14 protein-coding genes are annotated in these 15,046 nt (G+C 55.3%); 5 read left to right on the top strand and 9 right to left on the bottom strand.

What is annotated here, in order from left to right:
- Positions 1-80: 80 nt before the first annotated feature.
- The 4 genes from WMO26_RS00315 (at position 81) to pdaA (ending at position 3,388) form a co-directional block, all read left to right on the top strand.
- Entirely contained in the window at positions 81-431 is a 351-nt protein-coding gene (locus WMO26_RS00315; protein ID WP_349217529.1) for a replication initiator protein A, read from the top strand.
- Positions 421-684, top strand: a complete 264-nt coding sequence (locus WMO26_RS00310; protein ID WP_349217527.1) for a hypothetical protein — start codon at positions 421-423, stop codon at positions 682-684. Before WMO26_RS00315 ends, WMO26_RS00310 begins: the two co-directional genes overlap by 11 nt.
- A 68-nt stretch (positions 685-752) precedes the next feature.
- Positions 753-2,393 (top strand): recombinase family protein, encoded by a 1,641-nt coding sequence (locus WMO26_RS00305; RefSeq protein ID WP_349217525.1) that lies wholly within the window; start codon positions 753-755, stop codon positions 2,391-2,393.
- Between the two features lie 188 nt (positions 2,394-2,581).
- Positions 2,582-3,388, top strand: coding sequence for a delta-lactam-biosynthetic de-N-acetylase (gene pdaA / locus WMO26_RS00300; RefSeq protein WP_349217523.1), 807 nt, complete (start codon positions 2,582-2,584; stop codon positions 3,386-3,388).
- A 90-nt stretch (positions 3,389-3,478) separates the two neighbouring features.
- Here the strand turns inward: pdaA and WMO26_RS00295 are convergent, their stop codons facing one another.
- The 9 genes from WMO26_RS00295 to WMO26_RS00255 all read right to left on the bottom strand — a co-directional run bounded on the left by WMO26_RS00295 (position 3,479) and on the right by WMO26_RS00255 (position 14,695).
- On the bottom strand, positions 3,479-4,126 hold the full coding sequence (locus tag WMO26_RS00295) for a hypothetical protein (RefSeq protein ID WP_349217520.1): 648 nt from the start codon (positions 4,124-4,126) through the stop codon (positions 3,479-3,481).
- Positions 4,127-4,139: 13 nt separating this feature from the next.
- Positions 4,140-5,369 carry a tyrosine--tRNA ligase gene (gene tyrS, locus WMO26_RS00290; RefSeq protein ID WP_349217518.1) on the bottom strand — a complete coding sequence of 410 codons (1,230 nt, stop codon included), beginning with the start codon at positions 5,367-5,369 and terminating at the stop codon, positions 4,140-4,142.
- A 369-nt stretch (positions 5,370-5,738) separates the two neighbouring features.
- Complete coding sequence (gene lysA, locus WMO26_RS00285; RefSeq protein WP_349217516.1) at positions 5,739-7,037, bottom strand: diaminopimelate decarboxylase; 1,299 nt, start codon at positions 7,035-7,037, stop codon at positions 5,739-5,741.
- A 35-nt stretch (positions 7,038-7,072) separates the two neighbouring features.
- Positions 7,073-7,663 (bottom strand): ribosome biogenesis GTP-binding protein YihA/YsxC, encoded by a 591-nt coding sequence (yihA, locus tag WMO26_RS00280; RefSeq protein ID WP_349217514.1) that lies wholly within the window; start codon positions 7,661-7,663, stop codon positions 7,073-7,075.
- A 4-nt stretch (positions 7,664-7,667) separates the two neighbouring features.
- Positions 7,668-10,109 carry an endopeptidase La gene (lon, locus tag WMO26_RS00275; RefSeq protein ID WP_349217512.1) on the bottom strand — a complete coding sequence of 814 codons (2,442 nt, stop codon included), beginning with the start codon at positions 10,107-10,109 and terminating at the stop codon, positions 7,668-7,670.
- Positions 10,110-10,434: 325 nt separating this feature from the next.
- Positions 10,435-11,739, bottom strand: coding sequence for an ATP-dependent Clp protease ATP-binding subunit ClpX (gene clpX, locus WMO26_RS00270; RefSeq protein WP_349217510.1), 1,305 nt, complete (start codon positions 11,737-11,739; stop codon positions 10,435-10,437).
- A gap of 37 nt (positions 11,740-11,776) precedes the next feature.
- Entirely contained in the window at positions 11,777-12,358 is a 582-nt protein-coding gene (gene clpP, locus WMO26_RS00265; RefSeq protein ID WP_349217509.1) for an ATP-dependent Clp endopeptidase proteolytic subunit ClpP, read from the bottom strand.
- Positions 12,359-12,510: 152 nt separating this feature from the next.
- Positions 12,511-13,851, bottom strand: coding sequence for a trigger factor (gene tig, locus WMO26_RS00260; protein ID WP_349217507.1), 1,341 nt, complete (start codon positions 13,849-13,851; stop codon positions 12,511-12,513).
- A gap of 142 nt (positions 13,852-13,993) precedes the next feature.
- Entirely contained in the window at positions 13,994-14,695 is a 702-nt protein-coding gene (locus tag WMO26_RS00255) for a metallophosphoesterase (RefSeq protein ID WP_349217506.1), read from the bottom strand.
- Positions 14,696-14,814: 119 nt separating this feature from the next.
- Here WMO26_RS00255 and WMO26_RS00250 point away from each other — a divergent pair, with 119 nt between their 5' ends.
- Positions 14,815-14,991 (top strand): DUF1540 domain-containing protein, encoded by a 177-nt coding sequence (locus tag WMO26_RS00250; RefSeq protein WP_349217505.1) that lies wholly within the window; start codon positions 14,815-14,817, stop codon positions 14,989-14,991.
- The last annotated feature ends 55 nt before the right edge of the window (positions 14,992-15,046 follow it).

Genomic DNA, 15,046 nt, shown 5'->3' with positions numbered 1-15,046 from the left:
GTTAATAAGAAAGAGTTAATGTTAAGACAGTCAATATCAATCTATCTATCATAGCGATGGATGGATAGGAAGGAGAATTTATGATTCCATTCAAAACAGATACGGAGATTTCATCCTATCTCATTTTCCCCCGGTTCCTGATCCCCCTGGACTTATCCAATGATGCCAAAGTGCTGTATGCCCTGCTTTTAGACCGGGCGGGCATTTCCAAAAAGAAAGGTTTCATCGAAACGGATGGAACTGTCCGTTTATACTTTACCGTGGAGGATGCCAAAACAAAGCTCCGCCGAAGCAGAAAGGTAACGACACGGGCGTTTCACGAGCTGGAATCCTGCGGCCTGATCTTCCGCCGGAAACAGGGCCTTGGCAGGCCAGCTATTATCACATTGAATCTGCCGGTTGATGAAAGGAGAAGTTCCAATGACCGATGAGCAAAAGCTATATGAATTGCTGAAAGACTTTGACCCCGCTGTGGGGGAACGAATGGAAAAACATTTCAAAGACGGTGCGTATCACTTTGATTTGGGAAGCAGCAGATATACATACTTTGAAGGCGCCTCCGTCTACACGGTCATTCCCCATTTTGCGGAAAAAGGCTCAGAGGGAATCGTAAAGAAACTGAAACGGCTGATGGAGAAGGCCTTACAGGAAAAAGATTCTGAAATTGAAACAACGGAGCTGTAAAAAGCGATTCGGAGCGTTATAATAAGGGCAACCGTTTACTTGGCTGCCTGAACAGAAAGGAGAAGCAAATGAACCAGCAGCCAGAGAAAATCACCGCTTTATACTGCCGCTTGAGCCAGGACGACGCTCTGGACGGGGAAAGCAATTCCATTACCAACCAGAAAACCCTATTAAGCAAATATGCCGCCGAACACGGGTTTCGGAATATCCAATTTTTTGTAGACGACGGATATTCGGGAACCAGCTTCCAGAGGCCGGGGTTTCAGGAGATGATGAAATATGTGGAGGATTACAGCGTATCCACCCTGATTGTCAAAGACCTGTCCCGGCTGGGCAGGGAGTATTCCTACATGGGGCGGCTTCAGGATTTCATCTTTCCTGCTTATGACGTCCGCTTTATCGCCATCAACGACGATGTGGACAGCGCCAAAGGGGAAAATGATTTTGCGGTGTTCAAAAATGTGTTCAACGATTACTACGCCAAGGATACCAGCAAGAAAATCCGGGCAGTGGTAAAAATGCGGGGCGAATCCGGGGAACATCTCGCCAGCAATCCGCCCTATGGGTACATAAAAGACCCGCAGGACAAAAAGAAATGGATTGTGGATGAAGAAGCGGCAAGGGTGGTGCGGCGTATCTTCAACCTCTGCATTGCCGGAAAAGGCCCCATGCAGATCGCAAAAATCCTCACAGCAGACAAGGTGCTGACCGTTACCGCCTATCACGCAAGGCAAAAAGGCTGGGCCATGCCGGACAACCTCTATCAGTGGTGCGCTAAATCCGTCGCCGGGATATTGGAACGGCGGGAATATACCGGCTGTACCGTGAACTTCAAGACCTATACCAAGTCTTTGAAATTCAAAAAGCGGATGGAAAACCCGGTTGAGAATCAGCGAGTTTTTGAGAACACCCAGCCTGCCATCATTGAGAAAGGCCAGTGGGAACGGGTGCAGGAGCTGCGGAAGAATAAACGCAGGCCGACAAAAACAGGAAGGACCAGCATGTTCTCCGGCCTTCTCTACTGCGCCGACTGCGGGGCCAAGCTGTACTTCTGCACCTGCAACACCTACAAGGACGACAGCCAAAACCATTTTGTCTGCTCCAATTACAAGAGCAACACCGGCTCCTGCAAAATCCATTATATCCGGGAACAGGTGCTTTACCGGATTGTGCTGGAAACTATCCAGCGGACATTGATTTACGTCCGTATGTTCCGGAAGGATTTCAAGCTGGAGATGCTGGCGCAAGACGAGGAAAGCCGGAAGACAGAACTGACGGAAAAACAGAAAGTCCTCTCCGGGGCGAAGAAGCGGATGGAGGATTTGGATAGGATTATCCAGCACATCTATGAAGACAATGTGCTGGGCAAGCTGTCCGACAGCCGGTACTTAAAACTATCCCGGCAATACGAGAAGGAACAGATGGAGATGGAACAGCTTGTCGCCGTATTGGAACGGGAAATTGAGACACAGGCCGGGCAGGTTTCCGATGTGAACGAGTTTCTGAAGCTGGTGGACAAGTACCTGGATATTCCAGAACTTGACGCCGCCATTCTCAATGAGCTTGTGAGCAAAATTGTGGTACACAGCCCGGTAAGGGAGAACGGAAGGAAGCAGGTACAGATCGATTTGTACTTCACCTATGTGGGACAAATCCGCATCCCTTTGAAGATTGGAAGGGACTCCTTAAACGAATCGGAACCGGCGTGACTTGACACGCCGGTTCTGACCAAAATTCTTTTTACTTCCTTATGGGCCTCCGTCTAATAACCGGCCGCTCTTTTTTCATGGTTTCTTGTCCTTCTTCCCTGTGCTACGACATATTCCGCCGCCGCCTGCCATAGGAATAGAGTGTTTTCGAATGCAAAACGAGAAGAAGGGAAAGGGTGAAAATCCGTATGGTACTGGTCATTCGCAAAAAACAATTGTTCATCGCCTTGGCCTGCTGTCTGGTTCTCATCGCAGTGCCGGTGATTTGGGGATTCGCGCAGAGCCAGAGCGTCACCGCTACCGCTGCGGCCAACACAAACTGGGGCCTGAGCTTTCAGGAAAACGGCAAGACGCCGGTGGGCAATGCAAGCGCCGAGGCGCTTAAGGCCAACAACGCTTATTACTGCGGCAGCCCGGACAGTAAGGTAATCTATCTGACCTTCGACGCGGGCTATGAAAACGGCTATACGCCCGCGATTTTGGATACCCTGAAAAAGCACAACGTAAAAGCCACTTTCTTCGTGGTGGGCAATTACATTCAGACAAGCCCGGATCTGGTCAAACGGATGGTGGAGGAAGGGCACATTGTCGGCAATCATACCTTCCATCACCCGGATATGTCCAAGATTTCCGATGCGGCATCCTTCCAAGAAGAAATCCGTTCTCTGGAGGCTCTCTATCAGGAGACCACCGGCCAGGAAATGAAGAAGTATTACCGGCCGCCCCAGGGAAAATACAGCGAAAACAACCTGAAGATGGCAAACGAGCTTGGGTACAAGACCGTCTTTTGGAGTCTGGCGTATGTGGACTGGTACGTAGATAAGCAGCCCACTAAGGAAGAAGCGTTTTCCAAGCTGCTGCCGCGAATCCATCCCGGCGCGGTGGTACTGCTGCACAGCACTTCCAAAACCAACAGCGAAATTCTTGATGAGCTGCTGACCAAATGGGAGGAAGAGGGATATACCTTTGGCACTCTCGACGAGCTGTGCACCTAATGAAAACGATACGGCCCGGAAGGGCCATTTCGCTGCCGGACGGCCCGGCTAAGACAGAAAAAGAGCCTGGGAAATATCCAGGCTCTTTTTTTATTCGACGGAGACGAGAGAGGAGTAATCAATCAATGCGCTGATGATTTTCTCGGCATTTTCGTTGTCCAGATAGAACAAGCCGCCTACGTTCGTCTGTACCTGTGCTTCGACCACCTGCGCTTCCTCGTTATTGATATTCGGCAGATGCTTCAGCAGAATTTTTAAAACGCCTTCCACATAGGCATCGTCGTTTGTATCGGTCGTGTTGGTATATAAAGTACGCAGATCTTCGGCGGCAAGGGTAAACAAATTGACGGGCTTGACGGTAACCTCCACCTGATAGGTCTTCGTGCTCTTTTTCAGGAGGGTTTCGGATCCCACTTCAAATTCACAGTGGCGGTAAATTTCCTTGAAAAGCTCCACAAATTGATCCTTTGCCGCATCCGAAAGCTCCTCAATTTCCACAATAGCGGTAAAATAATCGACCTCCGCTTTGATGCCATCCTCATAGAGTTTCTGTGCTTGCTCCTCGGTGATATCCAGATATTCTGCATAGTCTTTGACCTTGCCCAAACACTGCAGCTCCAACGCGGTCTTTACGTATTCGGAAGCGCTCATCCCAAACAAGCCGCAGCCGGATAAGGCAAAGATCAGAACGAGGGAAAGAAATGCCGCAAGGCATCGTTTGCATCCTCTTTGTTTCATGTTCTCCTCCTGTTTATTTGGAAAGAAGCACCTTATGGAAGACCTTCTTTCCTTTTTTAACGATCACGTGGCCTTTTTCAAACCGAGCGGCCAGGACCGCCGCCGTCACCGAGGTAACCTTTTCGTCGTCGATGGAAACGCCGCCCTGGTCGATGAGCCGGCGGGCTTCCCCTTTGGAGGATACGAGCCCCGCTTTTCGCAGCAGGTCCGGCACCAGGATGGCGCCGTCGGTAAAGTCGGCCGGGGTCAGGGTGGTGGAGGGCATGTCCGCCGCGTCCGCTTTCGCGCCGAAGAGGGCCCGGGCCGCGTCTCTGGCTTTGGCGGCCTCTTCTTCCCCGTGGATGATCTTGGTCACCTCATAGGCCAAAACTTCTTTAGCGGCGTTGAGCTGGCTTCCCTCCCACTTGGCCATCTCCTCGATCTGGGAGAGGGGCAGGAAGGTCAGGAGCTTTAAGCACTTGATCACATCCGCGTCGTCTACGTTGCGCCAGTACTGGAAGAACTCATAAGGCGAGGTCTTCTGCGGATCGAGCCAAACAGCGCCCGACTCGGTTTTGCCCATTTTGCGCCCGTCGCTGGTGGTCAGGAGGGTAAAGGTCATGCCGTAGACCTCTTTGCCGGTGACCCGGCGCACCAGGTCGATACCGCCCAGGATATTGGCCCACTGGTCGTCCCCGCCCAGCTCCAAAACACAGTGCTGATCCTGGTAGAGCTTTAAGAAATCATAGCTCTGCATGAGCATATAGTTAAACTCAATGAAGGACAGGCCCCGCTCCAGCCGGGTTTTGAAGCACTCGTAGGTGAGCATCTTATTGACCGAGAAATGCACCCCGATTTCCCGCAGAAAATCAATGTAGTGAAGCGGCAGAAGCCAATCGGCATTGTTGAGCATCATGGCCTTGCCTTCGGAAAAGTCGATCAAGCGGCGCATTTGGGCCTTGAAACAGTCGGCATTGTGCTGGATGGTTTCGGGGGTCATCATCTTGCGCATGTCGGTCTTGCCGGTGGGGTCCCCTACCATAGCGGTGCCGCCCCCGAGAATGGCGATGGGCCGGTGCCCTGCCCGCTGCATGTGCGCCATGACCATCATCTGCAGAAAATGGCCTACGTGCAGGCTGTCCGCCGTGGGGTCGAACCCGATGTAGAACGTCACCTGCTGGTTCTCCAGCAAATCGCGGATTTTCTCCTCGTTGGTCATCTGGGCAATCATACCTCTGGCTTTGAGCTCTTCAAAAACTCCCATGTTCGTTCCCTCCAATTATAATTTGAAACGAAAAAAGCCCTCTGTTTTGGGCTTTTCCCAAAACAGAGGGCGAAAGATCTTTCGCGGTACCACCTCTATTTGCCGCCGCCTCACGGCAAACGGCCTCACGGAGTCATTTCTTTACAATAACTCCCGGCGCGGTAACGCGCGCCACGCGGCAGCGCCTACCCACGAGACAAATCCCGTCCCGCTTCCGCGCCGCGGCTGCTGGGAGGTATCTTCACGTTCCGCGGGGCCCCCTCGCACCAACCGGGGACCTCTCTGCTCTGACCGCGCTGGAAACGCTACTTCTTCCCGTCATCGCCATTGTCACTCATTTAAACACACTTTATCCCGTTTGTCAACCGCTTAAAGATCGTTTTGTACCAGGTCCTCAAAGCTTTCCCGCTTGACGACCACCCGGGATTCCCCGTCCTTGACGAACACCACCGGCGGACGGGGGATGCGGTTATAATTGGACGCCATGGAATAGTTGTAAGCGCCGGTGGCCAGCACCGCCACAATGTCCCCCGGGGCGGGCTTTTGAATCCGGGCATTTTCCTGAATCAGGTCCCCGCTTTCGCAGCAACGCCCGGCGATGGTAGCCATGTAATCCTTCGGGTCAGCCGCCCGGTTGGCCACCAGAACCTCGTAGCTGGACTTATACAGAGCGTACCGTGGATTGTCCACCATGCCGCCGTCAATGGAAACATAGTTGCGCACCCCGGCGATTTCCTTGACCGCCCCCACCGTATACAGGGTAATACCCGCAGGCGCCACAATGGAGCGGCCCGGCTCAATGAGCACAAAGGGCACCGGCAGGCCAAACTGGGCCGCCTTCTTTTTCACAACCGTCGAAACCCGCTGCATGTAGGCGGTATATTTCTGAGGCCGGTCCTCGTCGGTGTACTTGATGCCGAAGCCGCCGCCCAGGTTTAGTTCTTTGACTAAGAATCCGGTTTCATCGAAAATCTTCTTGATAAAGGTGAGCATCACTTCCGCCGCCAGCTCGAAGGGTTCAATCTCATGAATCTGCGAACCAATATGGCAGTGAAGCCCGGCTAAATTCACGTTTTGAAAAGAAAGGGCTTCCCTGACCGCTTCCATGGCCTCGCCGTTTTCCAACGCAAGGCCGAACTTGGAGTCGATCTGCCCGGTGCGGATAAACGCATGGGTGTGCGCGTCAATGCCGGGCTTGATGCGGAAAAGAATGTCCACCACCTTGCCCTTTTCCTTTGCAAGCTTGTCGAGCACGGCAAGCTCGGTCAGGTTATCCACCACGATGCGGTGCACCCCTGCGTCCAGCGCCATGATGAGCTCTTCGCGAGTCTTATTATTTCCGTGGAAATAAATCCGGTCTGCCGGGAACCCGGCTTTGAGCGCCGTGTACAGCTCACCGCCGGACACCACGTCCGCCCCCAGGCCCTCGGACGCCACCACCCGGTAGATTTCCTTGCAGGAAAAGGCCTTGCTGGCGTAAAGGACCAGACCGTTGCCATCGTAATACTCGTCGATGGACGCTTTGAACTGCCGGCAGTTCTGACGGATATTCCCCTCGTCCATAACGTACGCAGGCGTGCCGTATTTGGCGGCCAAAGCCACCGTATCGCACCCGCCGATGGTCAAATGTCCCTCCGGGCTGACCCCTAAGCAATCGGAAACAAACATGAATAACCCCTCCTAAACATTTGGAACACGAATCTTTAAACCGCTTGGGCCGCTTCGCTGAAAAGCCCGCGCAGTTCCTCCACGCCGTCCCCTTTGACGGCGGAAAATTCCACAATGGGGACCGAGCCGCAAAAGGCCAGGTCCTCTTCCAGCGAGGCCCGGCGCTGGGCCCGCTGGGTTTTGTTGAGCTTGTCGCACTTGGTGAGCGCCACCAGGAAAGGCGCTCCCGTCTGCAGCAGATAGTCGAGCATTCCTAGATCGTCCGCCGTGGGCGGATGGCGCATGTCGATGAGCTGCACCACCAGCCGCAAAGGACGGCCGGCGTTAAAGTACCCTTCCACCAGCCCCGACCAGCGGGCTTTCTCACTCTGGGAGGACTTGGCGTAGCCGTAACCAGGCAGGTCCACAAGCCGGGCGCCAGGCAGGGAATAGAAATTGATGGTCACGGTTTTACCCGGTGTGGCGCTGATCCGTGCCAGGGATTTGCGGTTGAGCACCTTGTTAATCAAGGAAGATTTGCCCACGTTGGAACGGCCGGAAAAGGCGATCTCCGGCGCGTTCGGTTGGGGCAATTGGTCGAGCCGGCCTGCGGCTGACTCAAAGGCGGCGGCATGAAAGGGTAACATGCGTCTACATTCCTCTCTCGGTTACCAGGCCCGCCCTGGAATGGGGCAGGTCCGGGATAACTTCTGCAGTTGCCGGACCATCGGCCGGTTTTGACTTGGTTGGATGAATCGCCGGGCGGGAAATCAGTGCGTTTTTAAGCACCGTATCCAGCGTCTCGGCCGGGATAAAGCGGATGGCGCTTTTCACCTGCTCGGACACCTCTTCCAGATCCGGCTCATTCTCCGCCGGAATAATAACGGTCTTCATCCCATGGGTGAAAGCGGCCATGGTTTTTTCCTTAAGCCCCCCAATGGGAAGGACGCGGCCGCGCAGGGTGATTTCCCCGGTCATAGCCAGATCCCCCTTTACCGGCGTATCCGTCAGAGCGGAAACCAGCGCCGTGGCGATGGTGATGCCGGCGGAAGGCCCGTCTTTGGGGATAGCGCCTTCGGGGACATGGATGTGAATGTCCTTATTCTTATAAAACTCATGGTCCACCTGCAGCTCGGACCAATGAGCCCGGATGTAGCTGACGGCGGCCCGGGCGGATTCCTTCATCACATCGCCCAGGGAACCGGTGAGCTCCAGCCTGCCGCTGCCGTCCAAAACGGCGACCTCCACCGGCATGGTTTCGCCGCCCACGGAGGTCCAGGCAAGGCCGTTAACCACGCCCACCTCGTCCTTATGGCGCACGTCCTCGGTCTTAAACTTCTGCGGGCCCAGCAGCTCGGCCGCCGCGGCCTTCGTGACGGACACGGACTTGACCTCTCCCGACGCGATGCGCTTGGCGCATTTGCGGCAGATGGAGGCGATGGTCCGCTCCAAGGTACGCACGCCCGCTTCCCTGGTATATCCGTCGATCATCAGGTGGATGGCGGCGTCCTGCATCCGGCAAAGGCGGCTGTTTAACCCGTGCTTTTTGAGCTGCTTGGGAATCAGATACTTCTTGGCGATGGCGAACTTTTCCTCGTGGGTATAGCTTCCTAAAGGAATGACCTCCATACGGTCGTAAAGAGGGGCAGGGATGGCCTGGGCATCGTTGGCGGTGGTGAGAAAAAGGACGTTGCTCAGGTCAAAGGGAACCTCTATGTAGTGATCCCGGAAGGCGTAGTTCTGCTCCCCGTCGAGCACCTCCAGCAGAGCAGAGGTGGGGTCGCCCCGGTAATCGCTTCCAAGCTTATCCACCTCGTCTAAGAGGATCATAGCGTTGCTGGACCCGGCCTGGCGCACCGCGTCGATGATCCGGCCGGGCATGGCGCCGATGTAGGTTTTCCGGTGACCCCGGATGTCCGACTCGTCGCGCACGCCGCCCAGGGACACCCGGGCATATTTGCGGCCGGTGGCCTTGGCGATGGACCGGGCGATGGAGGTCTTGCCCACGCCGGGCGGGCCGACCAGGCAGAGAATCTGCCCCCCTACCCCTTGGGTGAGCTTGCGCACCGCCAGCAGCTCCAGAATGCGCTCTTTGACCTTTTCGAGGCCGTAATGGTCGCGGTCGAGTACCTTGCGGGCCGCGTCCAGGTCGAAGTTCTCTTTGGTCGCCTTGTTCCACGGAAGCTCCAGGCAGGTGTCCAGATAGGTGCGCACCACGGTAGCTTCATGGGAGCCGAAGGGCATTTTGTAAAGCCGGTCGGCCTCTTTGAGGAGCTTATCGGCCACCTCGTCGTTCAAATGCAGTGCTTTGATCTTCTCTTTATACTGCTCGGCCTCCTCCTGGGGGTTCTCCCCCTCGGAAAGCTCGCTGGAAATGGCGCGCAGTTGCTCGCGCAGGTAATATTCCCGCTGGTTTTTGTCGATCTGTTCGTGCACCTTTTCGTGGATCTGCCGCTCGACGCCCAGCACCTCGTTTTCCCTCCGAAGCAGCACGATCAGCTTTTCCAGCCGCTTGAAGGGATGGCGCTCCTCCAGGATGCTCTGCTTGTCCTCCAAGCGCAGCATGATGTTCGACGCGATGAAGTCCGCGGTATAGCCGGGATCCTGTGCGGCGATCACATTCATGATCACGTCCGGCGGCAGTTTGTTGGTCAGGTTTGCGTAGACGTCGAAGGCGTCCTGCACCTCGGCGATCAGAGCGGAGGCATAGACCTCGTCCTGAGCTCTGCGGTCGGGCAGCTCCTCCACGTCAGCCAAGAAGAAAGGACGGTCACGGACCACCCGGTCCCATCTGGCGCGAAACAGGCCTTCCACCAGCACCCGCACGTTGTCGTTGGGCATGCGCAGGATCTGGCGGATTTTCGCCACCACGCCCACCTTGTATAACTGGTTCTCAGAAGGGTCATCGACCCTGATATCCTGCTGGGACACGAGAAAGATTTTCTGCTCGTCCGCCATGGCGGCGTTGAGCGCCTCAATGGACTTTTTGCGCCCCACATCAAAATGCAGCATCATATCCGGGAAAAGGACAAGTCCTCTGAGGGCCAGCATGGGCAATTGGAAAAGGAGCTCGTCGTTTTGCGTGGCTCTCATATTGTTACCTCCCTAGTCAAACCGGCGCGTGTACGCGCCGCGTCGTATGCGAAAAAACGTGCGTCAGGTTCCTTGCTATCATAGCACAGGCTTCGCCCCGGTTCTTGAAAAATGTATGAATAACCAGAAAAACACCATTCAATTTGGTCGATTCGCCTTATTTCTATTGCCCGGCGCTTGTCTGTCAGAATACTATACCATATTTGTATTACTTTTTCAATCGGCCCTGGGCGACTTTTTCTTCCAAACACGCCGCAATTTCCCGTATGTATGCAAAAAGCCCGCGCCGGGCAGCACGCCGGGCGCGGGCGATTTTGAGTTTCGTTTAAGAAGCGGAATCCTTGCGGGGCTTGGTTTTCGCCGGGATTTTCAACCGCATGGGCTTTTTGTTGGGATCGCGCAGCAGCGTCGGCTCCGCCTTGCCTCTGACGCAGTCGGCCGTGATGATGACCTTCTCTACCGTCGGGTCGGAGGGGACGTTGAACATCACGTCGGACAGCACCCCTTCCATAATGGAACGCAGAGCGCGCACGCCGGTTTTGAGTTCCATGGCCTTTTCCGCCACCGCTTCCATCGCGTCTTTCTCGAACTGAAGCGTCACTCCGTCGTACTCGAGCATCCGGGTATACTGCTTTAAGATGGCGTTTCGCGGTTCGGAAAGGATGCGCACGATGGTTTCCTTATCCAGCGCGTCGAGAGCGGTGATGACCGGCACACGGCCCACCAGCTCCGGAATAACGCCGAATTTCACCAGGTCCTGCGGAATGACGCTCTTTAAAAGCGCCGCTGAGCTTACTTCCTTCTTGCTCACCACGTTCGCGCCGAAGCCCATAGCCGCCGAATGCACCCGCTTTTCAATGACCTTCTCCAGGCCGTCGAACGCACCGCCGCAGATAAAGAGGATGTTCTTCGTGTCGATCTGGATGAACTCCTGCTGGGGATGCTTGCGTCCGCCCATGGGAGGAACGTTGGACACCGTGCCCTCCAGGATTTTCAAAAGCGCCTGCTGCACCCCTTCGCCGGACACGTCCCGGGTGATGGAGGGGTTCTCCGACTTGCGGGCGATCTTATCAAACTCATCAATGTAGATGATGCCCCGCTCGGCCTTGTCAATGTCGTAATCCGCCGCCTGAATCAGGCGCAGAAGGATATTCTCCACGTCCTCGCCCACGTAGCCGGCCTCCGTTAAGGTGGTGGCGTCGGCAATGGCGAAGGGGACGTTTAAAATATTTGCCAGAGTCTGGGCCAGCAGGGTCTTGCCCACGCCGGTGGGGCCCAGCAGCAGTACGTTGGATTTTTGCAGCTCCACTTCGTCCGTGCCGCCGTTATTGAAGAAGATGCGCTTATAGTGGTTATACACCGCCACCGACAGCGTCACCTTCGCCTCGTCCTGTCCGATGACGTATTCGTCGAGCAGGTGCTTGATTTCCCGCGGCTTTAACAGCACCGGTGGGTTTTCCACCGCTGTGCTTCTGCGGGACGGAAGATCCCCGTCCTCCAGAATGTCCTGGCACAGGTCCACACACTCGTTGCAGATGTAAACGCCGGGACCGGCGATCAGCCTTTTTACCTCGTCCTGCGACTTGCCGCAAAAGGAGCAGCGCAGGATTCTCTCGTCGTTCTTAGGCATCCGAACACCTTTCTCCCCTCATAAAGATCCAGGGATGTTATCGTTTGGAAATGACCTTATCCACCAAGCCGTAGGCGGCCGCCTGCTCGGCGGTCATGAAGTTGTCGCGCTCGGTGTCCAGCTTGATGGTTTCCAGGGGCTGGCCGGTCATCTCCGCAAGCATCCGGTTCATCCGGTCCTTGATGCGGATGATGTGTTCGGCGTGGATCTGCACGTCGGTGGCCTGGCCCTGGGCGCCGCCCAGAGGCTGGTGAATCATGATCTCGCTGTTGGGAAGGGCATAGCGCTTGCCCTTGGCGCCCGCCGCCAACAAAAACGCGCCCATGCTGGCCGCCATACCAATGCAGATGGTGGAAACGTCGCACTTGATGTACTGCATGGTATCGTAAATGGCCATGCCGGAGGTAATGGAACCGCCGGGGCTGTTGATATACAGATCAATGTCCTTATCCGGGTCCTGGCCCTCCAGGTAGAGGAGCTGGGCGACCACAAGGCTTGCGGTCACGTCGTTGACTTCGTCGGAGAGCATGATGATGCGGTCGTTGAGCAGGCGGGAAAAAATGTCGTAGCTGCGCTCGCCCCGGCTGGTCTGCTCGACCACATATGGCACTAAACTCATGATGAATCCTCCCATTCTGTATTGGAATACGAACGCACAGCAGTATGCCGGGTGTGGCATACTGCTGCGCCTGAAATACTTTCCTTTATCCTACCAGACAGCAGGCGGACTTTTTGTAGTATTCACGCCTGCAATCGGGTTTAATCAAAAAATTATTCCGCCGCTTCCTCGGTTTCTTCGTCCTCGTCAGGCTCTTCTTCCTTGTACTCGCCCTCGGTGATCTCGGCGTTGTCCTTGACAAGCTGCACCGCTTTTTCCACCGCCAGGTCCATCTTCAGGTCTTTTTCCGGGATGGCGTTCTTCACCTTGTCAAAGTCGATGTGGTAATTCTCCGCCATCTTCTTGTACTCGGCCTCCAGCTCCTCTTCGGTGGGCTGCAGGTTCTCCATCGCTGCGATCTTCTCCAGGGCCAGACGCACCTTTACCTGACGCTCGGCCACGTCGCGGAAGGTCTTGCGGAAGCTTTCCATGTCCATGCCGGTATACTGCAGGTAGGTGTTCAAATCCAGGCCGCTGCTCTGCAGGCGGTAGGCGAAATCGTTTACATCCTGGTCGATGCGGCGCTCGTACATGGCCTCGGGAACCTCCGCCGTCATGCGTTCAATAAGCTGGTCGATGAGCTGGTTTTCCACCAGGTCATCAGCGGACTTGTTGGCCTTCTCTTCCAGCTTGGTCTTCACATCGGCCTTGAGCTCGTCGAGGGTATCGTACTCGCTGACGTCCTTTGCGAACTCATCGTCCAGCTCGGGCAGCTCACGGGTCTTCACCTCATGGACCTTTACCTTAAAGATGGCTTCCTTGCCGGCCAGGTCCTTGGCATGGTAGTCCTCCGGGAAGGTCACGTCCACATCGAATGCATCGTTCGCACTGTGGCCCATTACCTGCTCCTCAAAGCCGGGGATGAACTGGCCCGAACCCAGCACCAGCGCGTGGTCCTCTCCCTTGCCGCCTTCAAACGCGACGCCGTCCACAAAGCCTTCAAAGTCAATGACCGCCGTGTCGCCCTCCTGGGCGGGACGGTCCTCCACGGTAACGATGCGGCCGTTTCTCTCCTGCAAACGGGTCAGCTCCGCGTCCACATCCGCATCGGTCACCGGCTTGACCGCACGGGTGGCCTTGAGGCCCTTATATTCGGAAATCTCCACCTCGGGCTTGGTGGTAACCTTCGACTTAAATACAACGCCTTCCTTGCCGACGCTGACCACTTCCGTGTCAATTTTATCCTCCACCAGGTCAAGGCCGGATTCCTCTACCGCCGCCTCAAGAGCCTGGGGATACAGGTCGTTTACCGCATCCTCATAGAAGAAATTCTCGCCGTACACCTTCTCAATGAAGGCGCGGGGAGCCTTGCCCTTGCGGAAGCCCGGAATGGAAATCTTCGACGCGTTCTTGCGAAACGCCTTCGAAACAGCTTCCTCAAAGCTCTCGGGGCTGACCTCGATTTCCAGCTCATAGCGGTTGGTATCCACCTTGTTGACTGCTTTCAGACTCATTTTATTTCCTCCTACTTTTTAATACGTCAATTTTTCCCCTTATTATAGCACACTGTCTTTTACATTGCCATCGCTTTTCTTCACTTTCTGCAAAAGGCTGAAAATTGGTCCCTTTTGTCCCGGTTCCTCCGGTGATTTTGCGTCAAAATGCCGGTGTTCTCTCCACCAGCACCGGGCGAAAGCCCAGGTAGTCGCAGGATATCAGGCGAAAATCCATCCCGCCGTACAGCCCTGTCACCGCCCGACGGGAACCGGGGCCGTGAATATGCCCGTAATATACCCGGCGAATCTCATGTTCCCGCAAAACCTCCATGATCTCTTCGCACACCTCGTCCCCGTAAAGGGGCGGATAGTGGAGAAACACCACCGGCGTAAGGCCGGTCTTTTTCGCTTCTTCTATGGACAGGCGCAGCCGTCCCGCCTCCCGCAGAAGGATTTTGCGGTCCTCGGTTTTGGCGGCGTCGAAAAACCAGCCTCTCGTCCCGCAGACGGCAATGCTGTCCACGGCAAAGGCGTTGTTAAACAAAATTTCAATGGAGTCAAACCCGCAGTCGGCCAGGAACGTGTCCATTTTCCGCTTGGTGCACCACCAGTAATCGTGGTTTCCCTTGCCTACAAGCTTTTTTCCGGGCAGGGCGTGCAGGAAGGCAAAGTCTTCCTTTGCCTCCTCCAAACTCATTGCCCAGGAAATATCCCCGGGAATGACCACCGTATCCTCGGGGCCGATGAGCCTTCTCCAATTTTCTTCCAGCCGCTCCACATAATTGTCCCAGCCCTTGAAGACATCCATGGGCTTATCAGTTCCGAAGGACAGGTGCAAATCGGCAATCGCAAACAATGACATAAACGCATCCTTATCTCAAATGTCTCCCCTGTGCATAATGTGGCGCATTCCCGCAAAAATAAATACGGGCAGCCAAAAAGAGCCCGCAACCACAACAAAAGCCAAGGGAGGCGCTTTCCATGAGCGAACAAAGACCCATCCAGCCCGCCAACTGCATCAAAGGCATTGAATGCAGCGTGAAAAACTGCGCCTACCACGACGGGAAGAAGTACTGCTGCGCCGACCACATCAACGTCGGCCCTTCCTTCGCGGTCAGCTCCAACGACACCATCTGCGCCACCTTCAAGCGCAAATAGGCAGCCGGAAAGCGGGAGCGGCGGACAAATTCCACCGCCGCTCCCGCAGCTAACG

This window comes from Solibaculum intestinale (assembly GCF_040096205.1).
GTDB classification, from domain to species: domain Bacteria; phylum Bacillota; class Clostridia; order Oscillospirales; family Acutalibacteraceae; genus Solibaculum_A; species Solibaculum_A intestinale.
The sequence above is the reverse complement of the archived record's forward strand: the minus strand, read 5'-3'. Positions and strand labels throughout refer to the sequence as shown.

Bases quoted from the DNA above. Each gene is read 5' to 3' on its own strand.
- WMO26_RS00315 (WP_349217529.1), top strand. From the start codon at position 81: ATGATTCCATTCAAAACAGATACGGAGATTTCATCCTATCTCATTTTC.
- WMO26_RS00310 (WP_349217527.1), top strand. From the start codon at position 421: ATGACCGATGAGCAAAAGCTATATGAATTGCTGAAAGACTTTGACCCC.
- WMO26_RS00305 (WP_349217525.1), top strand. From the start codon at position 753: ATGAACCAGCAGCCAGAGAAAATCACCGCTTTATACTGCCGCTTGAGC.
- pdaA (WP_349217523.1), top strand. From the start codon at position 2,582: ATGGTACTGGTCATTCGCAAAAAACAATTGTTCATCGCCTTGGCCTGC.
- WMO26_RS00295 (WP_349217520.1), bottom strand. From the start codon at position 4,126: ATGAAACAAAGAGGATGCAAACGATGCCTTGCGGCATTTCTTTCCCTC.
- tyrS (WP_349217518.1), bottom strand. From the start codon at position 5,369: ATGGGAGTTTTTGAAGAGCTCAAAGCCAGAGGTATGATTGCCCAGATG.
- lysA (WP_349217516.1), bottom strand. From the start codon at position 7,037: ATGTTTGTTTCCGATTGCTTAGGGGTCAGCCCGGAGGGACATTTGACC.
- yihA (WP_349217514.1), bottom strand. From the start codon at position 7,663: ATGTTACCCTTTCATGCCGCCGCCTTTGAGTCAGCCGCAGGCCGGCTC.
- lon (WP_349217512.1), bottom strand. From the start codon at position 10,109: ATGAGAGCCACGCAAAACGACGAGCTCCTTTTCCAATTGCCCATGCTG.
- clpX (WP_349217510.1), bottom strand. From the start codon at position 11,739: ATGCCTAAGAACGACGAGAGAATCCTGCGCTGCTCCTTTTGCGGCAAG.
- clpP (WP_349217509.1), bottom strand. From the start codon at position 12,358: ATGAGTTTAGTGCCATATGTGGTCGAGCAGACCAGCCGGGGCGAGCGC.
- tig (WP_349217507.1), bottom strand. From the start codon at position 13,851: ATGAGTCTGAAAGCAGTCAACAAGGTGGATACCAACCGCTATGAGCTG.
- WMO26_RS00255 (WP_349217506.1), bottom strand. From the start codon at position 14,695: ATGTCATTGTTTGCGATTGCCGATTTGCACCTGTCCTTCGGAACTGAT.
- WMO26_RS00250 (WP_349217505.1), top strand. From the start codon at position 14,815: ATGAGCGAACAAAGACCCATCCAGCCCGCCAACTGCATCAAAGGCATT.